18 protein-coding genes are annotated in these 20,175 nt (G+C 34.5%); 7 read left to right on the top strand and 11 right to left on the bottom strand.

All coding sequences use genetic code 11. The features are described from left to right. Positions 1 to 22: 22 nt before the first annotated feature. The 6 genes from PYW44_RS04510 to PYW44_RS04485 form a co-directional block, all read right to left on the bottom strand. Positions 23 to 991: a carbohydrate kinase family protein gene (locus PYW44_RS04510; RefSeq protein WP_021339968.1), complete on the bottom strand. Its 969-nt coding sequence runs from the start codon at positions 989 to 991 to the stop codon at positions 23 to 25. Continuing rightward, on the bottom strand, positions 988 to 2,472 hold the full coding sequence (locus PYW44_RS04505) for a sucrose-6-phosphate hydrolase (RefSeq protein ID WP_021339967.1): 1,485 nt from the start codon (positions 2,470 to 2,472) through the stop codon (positions 988 to 990). Before PYW44_RS04505 ends, PYW44_RS04510 begins: the two co-directional genes overlap by 4 nt. Before the next feature lie 92 nt (positions 2,473 to 2,564). Next, positions 2,565 to 3,527: a LacI family DNA-binding transcriptional regulator gene (locus tag PYW44_RS04500; protein ID WP_021339966.1), complete on the bottom strand. Its 963-nt coding sequence runs from the start codon at positions 3,525 to 3,527 to the stop codon at positions 2,565 to 2,567. A 143-nt stretch (positions 3,528 to 3,670) separates the two neighbouring features. After that, a complete protein-coding gene (locus PYW44_RS04495) occupies positions 3,671 to 3,898 on the bottom strand; it encodes a sulfurtransferase TusA family protein (RefSeq protein WP_002507135.1) in 228 nt (75 codons plus the stop codon). 23 nt (positions 3,899 to 3,921) lie between these two features. Further along, entirely contained in the window at positions 3,922 to 5,013 is a 1,092-nt protein-coding gene (locus PYW44_RS04490) for a YeeE/YedE family protein (protein WP_002507134.1), read from the bottom strand. Between the two features lie 218 nt (positions 5,014 to 5,231). After that, the gene (locus tag PYW44_RS04485) at positions 5,232 to 5,879 is read right to left on the bottom strand and encodes a redox-sensing transcriptional repressor Rex (protein ID WP_031266148.1); all 648 of its coding nucleotides are present in this window, start codon (positions 5,877 to 5,879) and stop codon (positions 5,232 to 5,234) included. A 144-nt stretch (positions 5,880 to 6,023) separates the two neighbouring features. Between PYW44_RS04485 and PYW44_RS04480 the strand changes: the two genes are divergently transcribed. Beyond that, the gene (locus PYW44_RS04480) at positions 6,024 to 7,952 is read left to right on the top strand and encodes an ABC-F family ATP-binding cassette domain-containing protein (protein WP_021339964.1); all 1,929 of its coding nucleotides are present in this window, start codon (positions 6,024 to 6,026) and stop codon (positions 7,950 to 7,952) included. A gap of 432 nt (positions 7,953 to 8,384) precedes the next feature. Here the strand turns inward: PYW44_RS04480 and PYW44_RS04475 are convergent, their stop codons facing one another. The 5 genes from PYW44_RS04475 to tsaE form a co-directional block, all read right to left on the bottom strand. Continuing rightward, positions 8,385 to 8,807, bottom strand: a complete 423-nt coding sequence (locus PYW44_RS04475; RefSeq protein ID WP_021339963.1) for a VOC family protein — start codon at positions 8,805 to 8,807, stop codon at positions 8,385 to 8,387. Between the two features lie 272 nt (positions 8,808 to 9,079). Then, positions 9,080 to 10,108 (bottom strand): tRNA (adenosine(37)-N6)-threonylcarbamoyltransferase complex transferase subunit TsaD, encoded by a 1,029-nt coding sequence (gene tsaD / locus PYW44_RS04470; RefSeq protein ID WP_021339962.1) that lies wholly within the window; start codon positions 10,106 to 10,108, stop codon positions 9,080 to 9,082. After that, positions 10,101 to 10,565, bottom strand: a complete 465-nt coding sequence (rimI, locus tag PYW44_RS04465) for a ribosomal protein S18-alanine N-acetyltransferase (RefSeq protein WP_002507128.1) — start codon at positions 10,563 to 10,565, stop codon at positions 10,101 to 10,103. Before rimI ends, tsaD begins: the two co-directional genes overlap by 8 nt. Further along, positions 10,538 to 11,200, bottom strand: a complete 663-nt coding sequence (gene tsaB / locus PYW44_RS04460; RefSeq protein ID WP_021339961.1) for a tRNA (adenosine(37)-N6)-threonylcarbamoyltransferase complex dimerization subunit type 1 TsaB — start codon at positions 11,198 to 11,200, stop codon at positions 10,538 to 10,540. The genes rimI and tsaB overlap by 28 nt, the downstream gene beginning before the upstream one ends. Next, a complete protein-coding gene (gene tsaE, locus PYW44_RS04455; RefSeq protein WP_021339960.1) occupies positions 11,181 to 11,642 on the bottom strand; it encodes a tRNA (adenosine(37)-N6)-threonylcarbamoyltransferase complex ATPase subunit type 1 TsaE in 462 nt (153 codons plus the stop codon). The genes tsaB and tsaE overlap by 20 nt, the downstream gene beginning before the upstream one ends. Positions 11,643 to 12,422: 780 nt before the next feature. Between tsaE and ilvD the strand changes: the two genes are divergently transcribed. From ilvD to leuB, 6 genes are all read left to right on the top strand, one after another. Beyond that, a complete protein-coding gene (ilvD, locus tag PYW44_RS04450; RefSeq protein WP_115075969.1) occupies positions 12,423 to 14,111 on the top strand; it encodes a dihydroxy-acid dehydratase in 1,689 nt (562 codons plus the stop codon). A gap of 12 nt (positions 14,112 to 14,123) precedes the next feature. Then, the gene (gene ilvB, locus PYW44_RS04445; protein WP_021339958.1) at positions 14,124 to 15,914 is read left to right on the top strand and encodes a biosynthetic-type acetolactate synthase large subunit; all 1,791 of its coding nucleotides are present in this window, start codon (positions 14,124 to 14,126) and stop codon (positions 15,912 to 15,914) included. Continuing rightward, entirely contained in the window at positions 15,911 to 16,384 is a 474-nt protein-coding gene (gene ilvN / locus PYW44_RS04440; protein ID WP_002507123.1) for an acetolactate synthase small subunit, read from the top strand. The genes ilvB and ilvN overlap by 4 nt, the downstream gene beginning before the upstream one ends. Positions 16,385 to 16,420: 36 nt before the next feature. Then, positions 16,421 to 17,440, top strand: coding sequence for a ketol-acid reductoisomerase (gene ilvC, locus PYW44_RS04435; RefSeq protein ID WP_071563057.1), 1,020 nt, complete (start codon positions 16,421 to 16,423; stop codon positions 17,438 to 17,440). 155 nt (positions 17,441 to 17,595) lie between these two features. After that, a complete protein-coding gene (locus PYW44_RS04430) occupies positions 17,596 to 19,131 on the top strand; it encodes a 2-isopropylmalate synthase (protein WP_021339956.1) in 1,536 nt (511 codons plus the stop codon). After that, complete coding sequence (leuB, locus tag PYW44_RS04425; RefSeq protein ID WP_071563056.1) at positions 19,128 to 20,168, top strand: 3-isopropylmalate dehydrogenase; 1,041 nt, start codon at positions 19,128 to 19,130, stop codon at positions 20,166 to 20,168. The genes PYW44_RS04430 and leuB overlap by 4 nt, the downstream gene beginning before the upstream one ends. Positions 20,169 to 20,175: the final 7 nt, after the last annotated feature.

Here is a 20,175-nt window from a genome sequence, read left to right as displayed (position 1 = left end):
GCAAATTATGCTAAGTCTTTTTTCACTGTTTATTTAATGCTTTATTTACTTCACTTAAATTCGGAATACTCTCTATAGCGCCGTATTTTGTAGTAACCATTGCTGCTACATAATTACTAAATTCTAAAATACTTTGACCTTCATTTTTTAACAATTGATTTATATCATTTGTATTTGAGGTTACGATTCTACTAATCAATGCTCCAATAAAAGCATCTCCGGCACCTGTCGTATCAATCGGCTGTACTTTAAACCCTTGGTGCCTAATGACTGTACCGTCCTTCAAATATATCATAGCTCCGCCAGCACCTTTAGTATAAATAACCGCTTCTACATCACCTTGAAATAACCATTGAATTGCTTGTACTTCGTCACTCTGACCTGTAACAAAAGTCAATTCTTCATCAGAAATTTTAACAATATTTGCTAGTGGTATAAATGATTGTATTGCCTCTTTACACGCGTCCTCACTATCCCATAATGGCAAGCGAACATTGGGATCAAATACAACTGTTCCCCCTGCTACTTTAACTTTATCAATCAATGCTTTGTGTGCATACTTCATAGGACTTTCTACTAAATCCACCGAACAAAAATGTAGCACATCGTTTTCCATTACATCAATTCCTGCTACCGCTTCAGTTTGGTAAAGCATATCAGCAGAAGGTTTACGATAAAAGGAAAAGTCTCTTTCACCGTCTTTAGTTAAGCTTACAAAAGCTAATGCAGTATTAGCCTCATCCGTACGTTTTAAATACTGTGTACCGACATCTAAGTTTTCTAACGTTTCAACTATTAAATCACCAAATGCATCATTTCCTAATTGAGTAATCATCTCAGCTTTGCCACCTAGTTTAGTCGTCGTACATGCTACATTACAAGGTGCGCCTCCCACTTGGCGCGAAAAGCCTTCAACATCTTTCAATTTAGAGTCCGTCGTATTAGGTATAAAATCGATTAACGCTTCACCTATAGCAAGTAGTCGTTTCATACTTCCTCATCCTTTAAATCATATTTTGTGAATTTTAAATATACTTGTCCAGATTCTGTTGATGTTTTAATGCCTGTAGCTTCATCGTCTGTAAAAATTCTAGAAGTCATGACACGTTCACCATCGTTGCAGAATATTTCGACACTCGATGTATCGATAAATAATTGTAACTGTGTTAAAGGTGTATCCAGATAGGTTGTTCTTGTTGTACTGTCGACTGGGTCTGGTAACAAACCACTTTCACTACGATCTAACGTTAACTTTTGTTCTTTCTTATTATAAGTAATCAGTGTTGTTTGTGTTTTAGACGTACGCACTTCAAAATATACTTCAGTTGAATCGTTTTCTAAAATATCGATAATCAATTCATATTGTCTTCCTTCATATGGATACAATTGTCTCGTGAATTTATTCGCATATCCTAGTGCTGTTTCTTTATTTGTTCTTAATTGTTCAAGGGATTTTACAGGTCGTTGTTTTAAATTACCTGCTTCAATCGATAGTACACGTGGAATAGTTAGACAGTGTGCCCATCCATCAACATCAGATGGATAATTAATTTCCGGCAATCCCATCCAGCCAATTAATACTCGCTGTCCATGTTCATCTATAAACGTTTGTGGCGCATAAAAATCAAAGCCGTGGTCAAGTTCAAAAAAGTCGCCATGATTCATTGTTAAATTATCAATGTCGTATTGTCCCATAATATAACCTGATTGATAGATATTCTTAAATCGTTCACCTTCTTCATCAATACCTTGTGGACAAAATAACAACATATCATATCCATCCAAGTTAAAGTAATCCGGACATTCCCACATATAACCAAATGAATCTAGATTCGTATGAACTTCACCTTGAAATTCCCAATTCACAATATCTGTTGAACGATATTGAATCACTCTACCTTGACCTTGTTCATTTTGAGCTCCAATGACAGCATAATAGACACCATCTTTTGAAAATACTTTAGGGTCTCTGAAGTGCTGTGTATATCCAAATGGCGGTTCAGCAATGACCGCTTTAGGAAACTTTTCAACTTCACCTTCTGCATTTATTTTTGCAATATGTTGCGTAGAAATTCTATTCCAATCTTCATCGCGATGATTTGCCGTATACATATAATACATATGGTTATTATATTCAAATGCACTACCACTATAAACACCATGACTATCATCTTTAGTATCTGGCTTTAATGATGTTCCCACATCTTCAAAATGTACTAAATCCTTACTTGTATATGTATACCAATATTTCAAGCCATGGACTGGTCCTAACGGAAACCATTGATGTGATATATAATACGTCCCGTCATAGTATATCAATCCGTTAGGATCGTTTAATAATCCTGTTTTAGGTTGTAAATGAAACGTTTGTCTATACTTAGACTCATTAACTTTAGCTGATAAATCATCTAATGTTTGCTGATCAACGTCTTCATATTTTTGATAACGTTCATCTCTTGTCCACTCAGCCATTACTATTTTCCTCCTACTATCCAATATTCAAACTTTATTCTACATTTTGGTACCGGTTCCATTACGCTTTATTATATAATATCATGCTTCAGTTAATTTTTAAATGAAAGACCCACATCAATAGAGATACGTTGCTCTATAGGTTGATGTTGAATGAGTTGATTGAGTTTGCTCATTGCTACTTCACCAGCATATTCAAAATGATAATTAACTGTATGAATTGAAGGCGAGACAATTTCTGTAACTGGATCACCACCAAAACCAACGATAAATTTGTCACCATTTTGTGTAGTATCTTCTGAGGTGATTTTATGTACAGCTAATGCGATAGAATCTGTTGCTCCTACAACTGCGTCATAATTAGGTTGAGTTTGCAATTCTTTTGATACATCAATCATTGCCTCATTGTAATTAAATGAGGTTTGCGAAATATGTGGTTTGACATTATATTTCGCTAAGCCACTGATTAAGCCTTTTTTTCTATGTATACCTACAGCAACATCGGTTTCTGTAACTCCAAAGAATTGAATGTTTTTAAAACCTTTTAATCCGAGTCCTTCGCCTACCATATAACCTGCATGAAAATCATTATGGATAATACAGTGCAAGTCCTTATGTTCTTGACCGACGATAATAACAGGGACATCAATTTTATTAATCACTTCAATATGTCTATCTGTAATTTCTGTAGCCATTAATATAATTCCATCGACTTTACTTCTATAAAATGTTTCTAATGCATCAATTTCCAGTTCTGTATCGATATTTGTATAATTAAGCAATAATCTATAGTTCAAATCATCACAAACTGTCTTCACGCCTTTGATTGTTTCATCTACTGCGTAAGAGTTCATTCTAGGTATAATCGCACCTATCATATTGGTTCTATGCGCTCGCAGACTTTGGGCAAACTGATTTGGTTGGTAATCATTTTCTTGAATGATTTTATCCAACTTTTGCTTAGTTTTTAAACTTACCGAGCCATTATTAAGATATCTTGAAACTGTACTCTTTGATACGCCAGCAATTTTTGCAATATCAGATATATTTTTCATATTCTCTCACTCTCATCAATAAGCTATTCTCAATATGATTAATTCTATCATATTGCAATCGCTTTAAATACTATTTAAAATAAAAACCAACCTGATACCTTAGGTGTTTAAACCTAATAATAGCAAGTTGGTTGGTCTTTCACTTATTCAGCTTTTTGAATTGTAATCGTCCAAGAAGCATCATCTAATTGTTCATAGTTTGTTATCGGATATCCTTTTTCAGCTGCCCAATTAGGTAGTGCCTCTGTTGCCTGAGTACAGTCAAAGTCTATTTTCAATTCTTCACCGTTATTCATTGTATCCATTTTTTTTTGTGCTTCTATTAATGGAAATGGGCAAACCATTCCTACCGTTCCTAATTCATGTACCATAATTAAATTCCTCCCTAATATAATTAAGTCGTTTGTGTTTGTGTTGAAATCGTATTTTCACTAGTTTGTTGGCGTTGCGCTTTTTTCATTGGTTTTATAAATATAAAGTAACTCATAAACCAAGCTCCTAAAATCATAGACGCAAGTGCAATCCAACCTTTCCATGACATCGTTGCAGTTTCTACTAAACCGTTACCTATTGAACAACCGCCAGCTACAGAAGCGCCAAATCCCATACATACGCCACCGATAACACTATTACGTATTGTCTTTTTATCAGGCATTCTCCATTTGAATTCTTTAGCACCTTTCGCAGCAATATAAGAACCAACGAATATACCTAGAACAAGGAATACACCCCAGTCTATCAATTTCAAGTCACCAGTTACAAAAAACTGAACTATATTTGCAGATGGTGTTGTAATACCAAGTCCATACATTCTTCCTGTTGATTCACTTACAGGCCACGCGATTAAAGCAATTAGCCCAACAGCAATTGCTGCAACAAATGGGTGATATTTTTTCTCGAATAAATAATGTCTTATACCTGTATATTTTTGCTTTAATTTTGGTATAGCAAATTTAGGTTTTGGTTTACGTAACGTTTTTACAACAAGAAGAATCGTGATGATTGTAAGTAACGCGACCCAAACCCATGTTGGTATACCTGTCGTTTGTGCCATACTTGAATTTACATTTGTCGGTTTGTTCACACCATTCATTAATGGTAACAGCAAACCAAACTTTGTTGCCGCTGCAGTGAAACCATAGGCAATAAGTGCCATCCAGCTACCTATTAAACCTTCTCCAGCTCTATACCACGTACCTGTAGCACAACCTCCAGATAAAATAATACCAATACCAAATATAAATGAACCTATTACAGTTCCAATAATTGGATACGTAGATTCTGGAATTTCTACTAAGCCTGTTGATGTTAAAATTAATAACCCAATACTTTGTACGGAAATTGCAATTAACAATGCATAAAACATTTTATTGCTTTTTTGAACGTACATATCTCTAAATCCACCAGCTAAACAAAATCGCGTTCTTTGCATAACAAAGCCTAAAAGCGCACCAACGATTAGTCCACTGATTACTAACCACGTCATATTATTACCTCTTTCCCGATAAAATCAATATGATTTATCATATTAAACTTTTCATTAAATATCAAGCCCATTTGCTTATATTTTATAAAGTGTTAATTGTGAAAATAACTGTAGTTGTTAGTAATCGTATAACTAAATACAAAAACTAGCTTTTTTAAACACTCACCACTTAACGTGTATCTCGTGTAAATAAAAAAGCTAGCCTATTTTCATACGCTTTATTTGTTACTATAATTTTTCATAAAGAATAGTAAAGATTGTAATTCAATACCCAAGTCAATATGATGTACTTGAACATCCGATGGTGTCAGAACACGACTTGGTGTAAAGTTCAAAATACCTTTTACACCTGTTTTTACTAAAGTATCAGCAACGTGCTGCGCTACTTCTTCAGGTGTAGTTAAAATCACTACATCAATATGTTCTTGTGCTAATATATCCGTAATTTTATCAAACGGACTGACTGTTACTTTCCCTATTTGCGTCCCTATAATTTCATCTCGTATATCAAAAGCTTCCGTTATTGTCATCTCATCATGTATTGAGAAGTTGTATGTTAATAATGCTTTCCCTAAATTCCCAACACCTACAATTGCAATTTTTATCTCGTCATTTTCACTTATCTCATTTTTAAAAAAATGTAATAAGCTATCTATATTATAGCCATAGCCTTTCTTGCCTAATTCACCAAAATATGAAAAATCACGACGAATCGTTGCAGAATCAATGTTCAAACCCTCACTTATAGTTTTTGAATTAACTCTATCTATGCCTTTAGATTTCAAAGTATTGACGAATCTATAATACAACGGTAAACGTTTCAATGTGGCACGAGGAATCTTTTCGCTTTGATTAGCCAAGACCATGTCCCCCTATTTCATTATCTATTGCTGATTTATCTTATAATCACTACAACATTATACATTATTGAATAATAAAAATAAACAATGATAGTTTTAACCACGCGTTGAATACTGTAGAATGATAATGAATAGAGAGGTGCAAATCGGATGATATTATTACAACTCAATGACTTAACTAAATCATTCGACGGAGAAGATATTTTTAATAATGTAGATTTTGAAGTTAAAACTGGTGAACGTATTGGTATCGTTGGACGTAATGGTGCCGGAAAATCTACTTTAATGAAAATCATTGCTGGCGTCGAGACATATGATAGCGGTCAAGTTTCAAAAAGCAAAAATCTCAAGCTTGGTTATCTAACACAACAAATGACTTTAAATACGAATCAAACTGTTTTTGATGAAATGTCGAAACCATTTGAAAGTATGAAAAAATTAGAATTAGAAATGAAATTTGAGACGGACTGGTTAGCGCAACATGCTGATGAATATGATACTGAGTCATATAAGACACACATCGATCGCTATGAGTCTTTATCTAATCAATTTGAACAACAAGAAGGTTATCAATATGAAAGTAAGATTAAAACTGTACTACACGGTTTGAATTTTAGTGAAGCGGATTTTAATCGTCCTATTAATGATTTTAGTGGCGGTCAAAAGACTAGGTTATCTTTAGCCCAAATGTTACTTAGCGAACCTGATTTACTATTACTTGATGAACCTACAAACCATTTAGATATGGAAACAACGCAATGGTTGGAAAGTTATCTTAATTATTTCAAAGGCGCTATCGTCATTATCAGTCACGATAGATATTTCTTAGATAAAATTGTCAATCAAATTTATGACGTTGCGCTCGGCGATGTACAACATTACGTAGGTAACTATGGACAATTTATAGAGCAAAGAGATAAATATTATGAAAAACGTATGCAAGAATATGAAAGTCAACAAGCTGAAATTAAAAAACTTGAAACATTTGTAGAGAAAAACATCGCTCGTGCTTCAACTACGGGCATGGCAAAAAGCCGAAGGAAAATGTTGGAAAAAATGGAAAGAGTTAACAAACCTATGATTGATGCTAAAAGCGCCAATATCCAATTCGATTTTGATAGAAATACTGGAAACGATGTATTTCATATTAAAAATCTAGAAATTGGATATGAGGAAGCCATAACAAAAGGCATTAATATCGAAGCCACGAAGGGAGACCATATTGCAATCATTGGTCCTAATGGTATTGGGAAGTCTACTTTAATCAAAACAGTCGCCGGTCTCCAACAAAAGATTAGTGGAGAAATTACTACAGGTGCAAATTTAAAAGTTGGTTATTACGATCAAAAACAAGCTGAATTTAAATCAAACAAAACAATCCTTGATTATTTATGGGACCAATATCCAACAATGAATGAAAAAGATATTCGAGCTGTCTTAGGTCGTTTCTTATTTGTACAAGATGATGTCAAAAAAATCATCAATGACTTGTCTGGTGGAGAAAAAGCGCGTCTTCAACTTGCTCTACTGATGCTAGAGCGTAACAATGTACTTATTTTAGATGAACCAACTAACCATCTAGACATAGACTCTAAAGAGATGCTTGAACAAGCATTGTCAGATTTTAAAGGCACAATTTTATTTGTGTCACATGATCGCTATTTTATAAACGAACTTGCAAATAAAGTTTATGATTTGGACACTACTGGTGGAACAATGTATTTAGGTGATTATCAGTATTACATTGAAAAATTAGAAGAAAAAGCAGCGATTCAAGCGAAAAAAGAATTGGATAACCCTACAAAAACAGAAGTAAGTGCATCACAAAATCATAATTACGTTGACCAAAAACAACAAAAACGAGAGCAACGACAAGTTGAACGTAAAATAGAACAATGTGAAACAAATATTGAAATATATGAACAAGAAATAAATAATATAAACGAACAACTCACACAGCCTGATGTGTATTCTAATCCAGAAAAGGCAAATGATTTAGCAATTGAAAAAGAAATAGCCGAACAAAAATTAGAACAAGTTATGGATGAATGGGCAGAATTACAAGAATTGTTAATATAATCGCTATAAGTGCAATTGAGCTAAAGTAAAATTTTCTACTTTAGCTCTTTTTTTATGCTCATTCTATTCACAATACCATTACTGTTACAATAGCTATCCACAGAGTTATCCTAGTTGTCCACAAGTAATATGTAACTATTATCGTTTTCAATTTTCAGATATTAACCTATATCCACACACATAACCACCACTTATCCACAAGTTATGCACTATTTGTTGATAAGTACGCACGTTCCCTATTGACATTCTGTATAAACTATAATGTTCAACTGATTTCATTTTTTACCTATGTAATCATGTCAAAGTTGTTACGCATTATGCAATTTCCAGAACAAATCTATAAACGTGCAAAATCTTTCATCTCAAAAACCAATTAATCAAAAAGCTAAAGCTGGGACATAATTACATGTCTCAGCCTTAGCTTTTTATAATTTATTCTGCATTGATCATCCAAGTCACACCAAATGGATCATTAAACATACCATATAGTTCAGACCACTCTGTCTTATCTAATGGCATCGTAGCTTCACATCCACCTTCTATTGCTTTATTAAAAAAAGCTTTTGCTTGCTGTTTGTCCGCTTCATTTGAATAATCAAAAGTGAAAGCCACAATCGCACCACTATTATCAATTTTTTTATTTTTCATTGTATCACTACAATAGAATGTTTCACCTAAAATTTTAAATGATGCATTCATAGTAAAATTCTTATCAATATCATATTCCTCTGGCATATCTGCAAACATTTCATGATCACCGCCAACACGCTGTATGTCAGTGGCCCCTAGGTGTTTCTCATAAAAATTCAACGCTGCTAAACTATTTTGAAAGTTAAAATATTGAACTGATTTCATTAAAATATCCTCCTTTAAAAATGATATTTGTAAATAACCTTAGATTCTATCGTCATTAGATAATGATTCACTAAATTACCTATACCCTTATTTCTCAAATATAAATTAAAAAACACCAACCGATTGTCAAAATGAACTGAGCCCATCCAAGTAGACACTTAAAAAGTAAAAACTTAAAAGAGAGCATATCATCATTCAATCGTTGGTGTTATTATTTTTAGAAAATATATTTAGCCTTATGTTGTTCATATATTCATCTTTTTAAATATTAACTAATATTTAACTGAAAATTGTTCAATATCCATACTATTAAAGCCATTTAATGTCATATCAGCAGTTACGCCAGCCTGATATAAATAATGTCCAGCTGAACCAATCATGGCAGCATTATCTGTGCAAAGACTAGGGCTCGGTATACAAAGTGTAATGTTATGGGCTTCACAAGCTTCTGCTAAATTTGCTCGCAAACCTTTATTACTTGCCACGCCACCTGCAACAATCAGTTGTTTAACATCATAATGCTCACAAGCTGAAATAGCTTTGCCGACTAAAACTTCTACAACGCTATTTTGAAAACTTGTTGCTACGTCTGCTTTGTTAATTTCTTCATCTTTTTGTTTTAAATTATGCAATTTATTAATTACTGCACTTTTCAAACCACTAAAGCTAAAGTCATAGCTATCTTTTTCAAGCCATACTCTAGGAAATTGATAATTATCTTTTCCTTCTGCTGCTAGACGATCTACTTGTGGGCCGCCCGGATAACTTAATCCAATTGTTCTCGCTACTTTATCATAAGCCTCACCGACAGCGTCATCTCTTGTCTCTCCTATAACTTCAAAACTCAAGTGGTCTTTCATATATACTAATTCTGTATGTCCACCTGAGACTATTAATGCCATTAAAGGAAACTGTAAGGGTGTTTCTAAATGGTTCGCATATATATGACCAGCAATATGATGAACAGGTATCAAAGGTTTATCGTAAGCAAATGCTAAGGCTTTTGCCGCATTAATGCCCACTAATAATGCACCAATCAATCCTGGTCCTTGAGTTACAGCAACTGCATCTATATCATGCATTGTTACATTTGCTTTAACTAACGATTCATCAATCGTTGTTGTTATTCCTTCAACATGATGTCTACTTGCTACTTCTGGTACTACGCCACCAAAACGTTTATGACTCTCAATTTGACTCAATACGATATTACTGAGTATTTCTGTACCATTTTTAATAATACTTACACTTGTTTCATCACAACTCGATTCAATTGCTAATACTAATGTTGCTTCACTCATTAAAATTCACCCACATAACTAATGCATCCTCGCCTTCACCATAATAATTTTTTCGCTTACCACCATATTTAAAACCTAAATTTGTATAAACGTGTTGTGCTATATCATTATCTACACGCACTTCTAAACTCATCATTTCACATTTTTCTCGGACAAAATTCATTACATATTTTAATAAAAGTTGGCCTAAACCGTAACCCCTATATTCATTATCAATAGCGACGGTTGTAATTTGTGCTTGATCAATTACTATCCATAAGCCAATATAACCAATTATCTTCTCATTAAATTCAATAATAAAATAATTTGCAAATTCATTTTGCTCTACCTCGTGATAAAATGCATCAATCGACCAACTACTGTCATTAAAACTATTTCTTTCTATATCAAATACCTGTGGCACATCTTTTGTGTTCATTAAACGTATATTTAACTCTTGTTCTGTTGGTTTAACCAATTTCTCTCAGCCTCTGATATTTTAATATAGTTTGGTGTGAATTGATGTATATTTTCTGCTGTTTCAATAAGTGGTTTCATGTTTTTAGCTAGTGGCACATTCGCAACACAGGTACTATCTAATAATTCTTCTAAATTCTCAGTATCTGTCCCTACAAACACATAGGATTGTCCAGTCTTGTGCAATAAATCCAATAATTCTTCAATAGGTAGATACTGGTCTTGTTCAACTTGAACTAATTGATTCTCTTCATATTGGTATACACCTGTATAAACCGCTTCTCTTCTTGCATCAAACACAGGTACAATTAATCTCGTGTCTTCTTTAATCGTTGCGGCAAGTGCCTTGAGTGATGACACACCATACAACTCAGCATTTAAAGCGTATGCTAAAGTTTTTGCAACTGTTACACCTATTCTTAAACCAGTATATGAACCTGGTCCCTGTGCAACTACAATGACATCGATATTTTCTTTCAATACTTTACTTTCAGCAATAACTTGTTCGATTGCTGGCATTAACTGTACTGAATGATTTACTTTTTCATTTGAATTCAATTCACTTAACACCTTATCGTCTTGCATTAAAGCAACTGACAATGGCTGATTTGACGTATCAATCAACAGATAGTTCACGTTCAACCTCCTCCTTTATTTTTGCATAATGTACACCTTGTGCTTCTAATTCTATATTTCTTTCCGATTCATTTAATGTCGTTATATTAATAGATAAAGAAGACGGTGGTAAAAACTCAGAAATAAATTGACTCCATTCAATTAAAATAACTGCTTCATCTTCAAAATATTCATTAAAGCCTAAATCCTCTTCAGAGTCTTCTAATCTATAACAATCCATATGATGTAATCTCAAATTTGATCCTTGATATGATTTTATAATATTGAAGGTTGGTGAATTAATATTTCTTTTTACACCTAACGCTTTTCCAATAAATTGACTTAATGTTGTTTTCCCAGCACCTAGATCACCATTAAGCAATACAAGGTCGCCAGCTGATAAATACTTCGCTAACGTTGTAGCAAAAACCGCCATTCCATCTAAATCCTTTATCTTAATCATATTCCCCTCCTTTAAAGAACTACTTTCTTGCTTGCAAGATTAGTAGTTCTTATGCATGAGCTTTAGCTCAGGCGTTCCTTTTTTAATTCCCCAAATTATTGGGATGAGTTGCTCTTATGCATGAGCTTTAGCTCAGGCGTTCCTTTTTTAATTCCCCAAATTATTGGGATGAGTTGCTCTTATGCATGAGCTTTAGCTCAGGCGTTCCTTTTTTAATTCCCCAAATTATTGGGATGAGTTGCTCTTATGCATGAGCTTTAGCTCAGGCGTTCCTTTAACACTTCTCTTGTACTCCATTATAAAAACTCAGTTCTTTCTATAGTAACTATTCGCAATTTTTATTTGAGTTAATCACAATACATTACTTCAATTTATCTGCTCTATATAAATAACTCTTATAGTTTAACAAATTTTTGCCTATTTTACTTCATAGTAAAACAAGTTCTTTCTTTTTTGTAATTGTGTGAATTTAGAGATAATTCGAAAAAGTCATTGACATGACCTTGCCGATGTAGTAAATTTAATTTATCGAATTTTTAGACAATTCAATTAAATAAAAACCATTCATTCGAGAGGAGTATAATAAAATGACCAAAAACCATATGCAATACAAACCAACAACTTCAAATAATTTAGTCATTTTATTATGCTATTAGGACTGGAACTTTAGTGAAGAATTTACTAAACGTTTAAGTCCTCTTTCTAGTTGAATGGGACTTGAAAGCGTCCCAATAATTTATTGGGACGTTTTTTTATTTTCAATTTTAAGGGGGAAATGGTATGAGAAGCGATATGATCAAAAAAGGTGATCAGCAGGCTCCAGCAAGAAGTCTTTTGCATGCTACAGGTGCATTAGAAAAACCAACAGATATGAACAAGCCTTTCGTGGCAATTTGTAATTCATATATTGACATTGTCCCAGGACATGTCCACTTAAGAGAATTAGCAGACATTGCCAAAGAAGCAATTCGTGAAGCAGGTGCTATTCCCTTTGAATTTGACACAATCGGTGTAGATGATGGTATCGCGATGGGTCATATAGGAATGAGATATTCCCTTCCCTCACGAGAAATCATTGCTGATTCTGCTGAAACAGTAATTAACGCGCATTGGTTTGACGGTGTATTCTATATTCCTAACTGTGACAAGATTACACCAGGTATGATCCTCGCATCAGTCAGAACCAATGTTCCAGCCATCTTTTGTTCTGGTGGTCCTATGAAAGCAGGATTATCTTCAGAAGGTAAAGCATTAACACTTTCTTCAATGTTTGAAGCAGTTGGTGCTTTTAAAGATGGTTCGATTTCAAAAGATGAATTTTTAGATATGGAACAAAATGCTTGTCCAACATGTGGTTCTTGTTCTGGTATGTTCACTGCGAATTCAATGAATTGTTTAATGGAAGTTTTAGGCTTATCCCTTCCATATAATGGAACAGCATTAGCAGTCAGTGATCAACGTAGAGAAATGATTAGAGAAGCCGCATTCAAATTAGTAGATAATATTAAAAATGATATTAAACCAAGAGATATCATAACAAGTGAAGCAATTGATGATGCTTTTGCGTTAGACATGGCAATGGGTGGTTCTACAAACACTGTGCTTCACACATTAGCAATTGCAAACGAAGCTGGCATCGATTATGACTTAACAAGAATTAACGAAATTGCTAAGAAAACACCTTACCTTTCAAAAATTGCACCTAGTTCTTCTTATTCAATGCATGATGTACATGAAGCAGGTGGTGTGCCAGCAATTATTAATGAACTGTTTAAAAGAGAAGGTACCTTACATCCAGATAGAATCACAGCGACAGGCAAGACCCTTCGTGAAAATAATGAAGGTAAAGAAATTTTAAATAGCGATGTAATTAGACATCTAGATAACCCTTACGACAAACAAGGAGGGCTTTCAATTCTATACGGTAATTTAGCTCCAAATGGTGCCGTCATTAAAGTAGGTGGTGTAGATCCTTCAATTAAAGTATTTAAAGGTAAAGCAATTTGTTTTGATTCGCATGATGATGCAGTAGAAGCAATTGATAATCACGTTGTTCGAGAAGGCCATGTTGTCGTAATAAGATATGAAGGTCCTAAAGGTGGTCCAGGCATGCCTGAAATGTTAGCACCTACCTCTTCAATTGTAGGAAGAGGATTAGGTAAAGATGTCGCATTAATTACAGATGGCCGTTTCTCAGGTGCAACTCGAGGCATTGCTGTAGGACATATATCACCTGAAGCGGCTTCTGGTGGACCTATTGGACTAATTAAAGATGGTGATGAAATTACTATTGATTTAACTAACCGAACGTTGAATGTCGAAGTATCAAATGAAACTTTAAACGATAGAAAAGAAGATGTGAAACCATTTAAAGCAAAAGTGAAAACTGGTTATCTTGCACGTTACACCGCACTTGTTACAAGTGCTAATACTGGTGGCGTAATGCAAGTTCCCGAAAATCTCATTTAAGGAGTGAGCACAATGTCTAAACATACTGAAACACTTGAAATAGAAAAATCAGAAAATTTTGAATCTTTGGAAGCAGTAGAACCAATTGAACCTGAAGTTAAGCTAGAACAAGAGACAATTGATGAAATGAGATCTGGTTCAGAATTATTAGTTGAATCATTGGCAAATGAGAGTGTTGATTTTATATTTGGTTATCCAGGAGGTGCTGTTCTCCCTCTTTATGACACACTATATGATGGAAGAATAAAGCACATCTTAGCCCGTCACGAACAAGGTGCAACGCACGCAGCTGAAGGTTATGCACGTGTATCTGGTAATACAGGCGTAGTAGTTGTTACAAGTGGTCCAGGAGCTACAAATGCGATTACCGGTATTGCTGATGCTTACAGCGACTCTTTACCTTTAGTAGTAATCACAGGCCAAGTCGCAACACCTGGTATTGGTAAGGATGCATTCCAAGAAGCAGACTTACTCTCCATGACAACACCTATTACTAAACACAACTATCAAGTCAAAAATGTACAGGATATTCCAAAAATTATTCATGAAGCTTTTCATATCGCTAATACTGGAAGAAAAGGTCCTGTGGTAATCGATTTTCCTAAAGATATGGGTGTCCTATCAACAAATGCCCAAGTTACTAATGAATTAGAGTTACCTGGTTACACAATACCTAATAAACCGAAAAAAGATGATATACAAAAATTGAGAGACTTTTTGAAAAGTGCAAAAAAACCATTAGTACTTTCAGGTGCAGGCATCAACCATGCCAAAGCAAACGATTTATTCACTGAATTTGTAAGTAGACACCAATTACCAGTAGTAAGTACATTACTTGGTCTCGGTGCAATTCCATACGAACACCCCCTATTTTTAGGTATGGGTGGTATGCACGGATCATACGCAAGTAATATGGCATTAACTGAATGTGATTTACTTATTAACTTCGGAAGCCGCTTTGACGACAGATTAGCTAGTAACCCTGATGAATTCGCACCAAATGCTAAAATCGTTCATGTTGATATCGATCCATCTGAAATCAACAAAATTATTAAAGTAGATTTGGGTATTGTTGCCGATTGTAAAGCGACATTAGAATTTCTACTCGATTTCGACAGTTATTCAATCCGACACGAAGATTGGTTAGAAACATGTAACGAAAATAAAACACAGCAACCATTTGCATACAGTGATGATGAAGATGGTGTATTTTCAAAACCACAACGCGCAATTGAATATATCGGAGAAATTACTAATGGTGATGCAATCGTAACTACAGACGTAGGACAACATCAAATGTGGGTTGCACAATACTACCCATTCAAAAATCATGGTCAACTTGTTACAAGTGGTGGTTTAGGCACAATGGGCTTTGGTATACCTGCAGCAATTGGTGCTAAATTAGCTAAACCAGACAAACCAGTCGTAGCATTTGTGGGCGATGGTGGCTTTCAAATGACAAACCAAGAAATGGGTATTTTAGAAGAATATGGCATAGATATTAAAATCGTAATCGTAAATAACGGTACGCTGGGTATGGTGAAACAATGGCAAGATAAATTCTTTAATAAACGTTTTTCACATTCTGTGTTTAATGGACAGCCAGACTTTATTAAGCTATCTGAGGCATATAATGTAAAAGCCTATCTTATAGATGATCCAACACACTTAGAACAAAAATTGGATGAGGCTTTCCAACATGACGGACCAGCTTTAATTGACATTCGTATTTCACCAGTTGAAATTGTCTCTCCTATGGTACCAAGTGGTAAAGCAAACCATGAGATGGAGGGTCTATTATGAGAAGAACATTTAGAACAAAAGTGAGAGATAAAGCAGGTACATTGAATAGATTAACCAGTATTTTCGTACGAAGACAATTTAATATCGTTAACCTTTCCGCAACACCTACGCTAGAAGAAGGTATTTCTAACATTACTTTTGTAGCAGAAATACCTGATACAGACGTGTTACGCACACTACTTCAACAGCTTGAAAAGCAAATCAATATAATTGAGGTTGAAGATATAACAGATACAAATACCTACAATAGAGAGTTGGTACTTGTGAAATTACAAACACCAAACAATCACCAAGAATTACAAAATTTAATCAAACCTTATGATGCGCTAGTCTCTATATTAAAAAATGAAGAAACTTATACGTACCTTCAAGCCTCAGGTCCACAATATACGATGGATAATTTATTAGACGATCTATCATCATATAAAATCGAACAAGTCTCACGTACGGGTTCGGCAGGTATTATTTAGCTTAAGTTTTAATGTTTTAACAAAAATTCAAATCACATGGAGGATTATATTATGACAACAGTTTATTATGATGAAACAGTAAAGAAAGATGCATTACAAGGTAAAAAAGTAGCGGTTTTAGGTTATGGATCTCAAGGTCATGCTCATGCACAAAACTTAAAAGACAATGGCTATGACGTAATCATTGGTATCAGACCTGGACGTTCTTTTGATAAAGCAAAAGATGACGGCTTCGAAGTATATCCTGTAAATGAAGCAGCAAAACAAGCTGATGTCATTATGGTACTTCTACCAGATGAAGCTCAAGGAAAAATATATAAAGAAGAAATCGAACCAAATCTAGAAGCAAATAATGCATTAGTTTTTGCTCATGGCTTTAATATTCATTTTGATGTTATCAACCCACCAGAAAACGTTGACGTATTCTTAGTAGCTCCAAAAGGCCCAGGACATTTAGTTCGTCGTACTTTTGCTGAAGGTAGTGCAGTCCCTGCCCTATTCGCAGTAGAACAAGATGCAAGTGGAGAAGCTACAGACTTAGCTTTAAGCTATGCTAAAGGTATCGGTGCTACACGTGCTGGTGTATTAGAAACATCATTCAAAGAGGAAACTGAAACAGATTTATTTGGTGAACAAGCTGTCCTTTGTGGTGGTACAACTAAATTAATACAAACTGGTTTCGAAACTTTAGTTGAAGCTGGATATCAACCAGAGATTGCTTATTTCGAAGTATTACATGAAATGAAACTTATCGTAGACCTATTATACGAAGGTGGTATGGAAAACATGCGTTATTCAATTTCAAATACAGCAGAATTTGGTGACTATGTATCTGGACCACGTATCATTACACCAGACGTTAAAGATAATATGAAAGCAGTACTGGAAGATATCCAACAAGGAAAATTCAGTAATCGTTTCATTAAAGATAATGAAAATAATTTTGAAGAGTTCCACAAACTACGCGAAGAACAACATGGACATCAAATCGAAGCGGTTGGTAAAGAGCTACGTGAAATGATGCCATTCATTAAATCTAAAAGCATTGAAAAATAATTAGATTCAACCTTTAAATTAATCGTAATTGGAGAATCACACTTAATTAGGGATATATGATTGCTTAAAAATGCAGCTACTTTTCTCATAAAAGTGTGTTTCTTCATTACTTACGGTTATATGAGTCTAAAATTCATTTATAGGAGATGTTGAAAATGAGTAGCCATATTCAAATTTTTGATACAACACTTAGAGACGGCGAACAAACACCTGGTGTAAACTTTTCATTCGATGAACGTTTGAAGATAGCAAACCAACTTGAAAAATGGGGCGTAGATATTATAGAAGCTGGGTTCCCTGCATCAAGTAATGGTAGTTTTAAATCAGTTGAAGCAATCTCAAAAGCATTAACAACAACTGCTGTATGTGGTCTAGCCCGTTGTGTGAAAAAAGATATTGATGCAGTATATGAAGCAACTAAAGAAGCAGCAAAACCAAGAATTCATGTCTTTATCGCAACAAGCCCGATTCATCGCGATTCCAAACTTATGATGTCTAAGGAAGAAGTTTTAGCATCTATAACAGAACATGTAAGCTATGCGAAAAAATATTTTGATTTAGTTCAATTCTCCCCAGAAGATGCAACAAGAACAGAACTACCATTTTTAATAGAATGTGTTCAAACAGCTGTTGATGCCGGAGCAAGTGTAATCAATGTACCTGACACTGTAGGTTTCAGTTACCCTTCTGAATATGGTCAAATTTTCAAAACACTACAAGAATCTATCAAAACAGACCATGAAGTAATTTATAGTGCGCACTGTCACGATGATCTTGGGCTTGCAGTTGCAAATAGTATGGCTGCAATTGAAAATGGAGCCAAACGAATAGAAGGTACTTTAAATGGTATTGGGGAACGTGCAGGTAATGCAGCACTTGAAGAAGTAGCACTTGGCCTTTACGTTCGACAAGATCATTATGGCAATCAATCTAGAATTAACCTTGAAGAAACAAAACAAACCTCAGATTTAATTGCTAGATTTGCAGGAATTCGAGTTCCTAGAAACAAAGCCATTGTCGGTCAAAACGCCTTTAGTCATGAATCAGGTATCCATCAAGATGGCATAATTAAAAACCCTGAAACATATGAAATTATGACACCTCAACTTGTTGGTGTTAAAACAACAGAATTACCTTTAGGTAAACTTTCAGGCAAACATGCTTTTGCTGAAAAATTAATTAATTTGGGTTACGATGTTGAGCCAGAAGAACAAAAAGTATTATTTAAACAGTTTAAAACAATTGCAGATAAGAAAAAAGCAGTTACAGACCGTGATATTCATGCTTTAATTCAAGGTACAGAACACGAACAAAATGCGATATATCAAGTTGAAACTTTACAGCTACAATTTGTTTCAAATGGACTTCAAAGTGCTGTAGTCGTCATTAAAGATAAAGACGGTAATACGTATCAAGATTCAAGTATTGGCACTGGTTCTATTGTTGCCGTGTACAATGCAATAGATCGTATTTTTGACCTCAACACTGAGTTAATAGAATATCGTATTGATTCTGTTACTGAAGGCACTGATGCACAAGCAGAAGTACATGTACAAATTAAGATTGATAATCAAATTGTTACAGGTGTCGGTATTGACCATGATATCTTACTTGCGTCATGTAAATCATATGTTGAAGCACATGCTAAATATGCTGCTAATTCAGCTACGGAAGAAGGTATTCATTCATGAGTTATAAGATTGTAGCCCTACCAGGTGATGGTATTGGTCCTGAAATTATGAAAGGATCACTAGAAATATTAGCACAATTAAGCCAAGATTTTAATTTTAATTATGACTTAGAATCACATGATTTTGGTGGTGTTGCTATAGATCACCATGGTAAACCACTTCCTGAATCGACACTAAATGCATGTCAAAATGCTGATGCAATTTTATTAGGCGCTGTAGGTGGACCAAAATGGACTGATCCTAATAATAGACCAGAACAAGGTTTATTAGGCATACGTAAAGCGTTAGGCTTATTCGCTAATATACGCCCTACTACAGTAACAAATGGTACGAGCCATTTATCTCCGATTAAAGAAGAGCGTGTTGCAGGCACAGATTTCATTTTAGTAAGAGAGCTCACTGGCGGTATCTATTTTGGTGAACCTAAGAAATTGGGTGATGACGATGCACTTGATTCTCTTACTTATACCAGATCAGAAATTGAACGCATTGCTAGAGTTGGATTTGATTTAGCTCAAAAAAGAAATAAAAAATTAACATCTGTTGATAAAGAAAATGTGCTTTCTTCTAGTAAATTATGGCGTAGAGTAATAAATGAAGTTTCACAAGATTATCCTGAAGTAGAAGTTAACCATTTGCTTGTAGATGCTTGTGCAATGCATTTAATTACTAACCCATCACAATTTGATGTCATTGTTACGGAAAATTTATTTGGTGATATTTTAAGTGATGAAGCATCTGTAATACCGGGTTCACTAGGTTTATCACCTTCTGCAAGTTTTAGTGAACAAGGCCCACGACTTTACGAACCGATTCATGGTTCAGCACCAGATATTGCAAACCAAGATATCGCAAACCCTTTCGGTATGCTTTTATCAGTTGTTATGTGTCTTAGAGAAAGCTTAAATGAACCACAAGCAGCTGAAAAATTAGAAACAGTAATTTATCAACTCATTAAAGAAGGTAAAACAACCCGTGATCTCAATGGAAATTATAATACGTCAGATATTATTAATTTCGTAAAAGAAAATCTATAAAAAGGAG

The sequence above is a fragment of the Staphylococcus equorum genome (assembly GCF_029024965.1).
Classification (GTDB): domain Bacteria; phylum Bacillota; class Bacilli; order Staphylococcales; family Staphylococcaceae; genus Staphylococcus; species Staphylococcus equorum.
The sequence above is the reverse complement of the archived record's forward strand: the minus strand, read 5'-3'. Positions and strand labels throughout refer to the sequence as shown.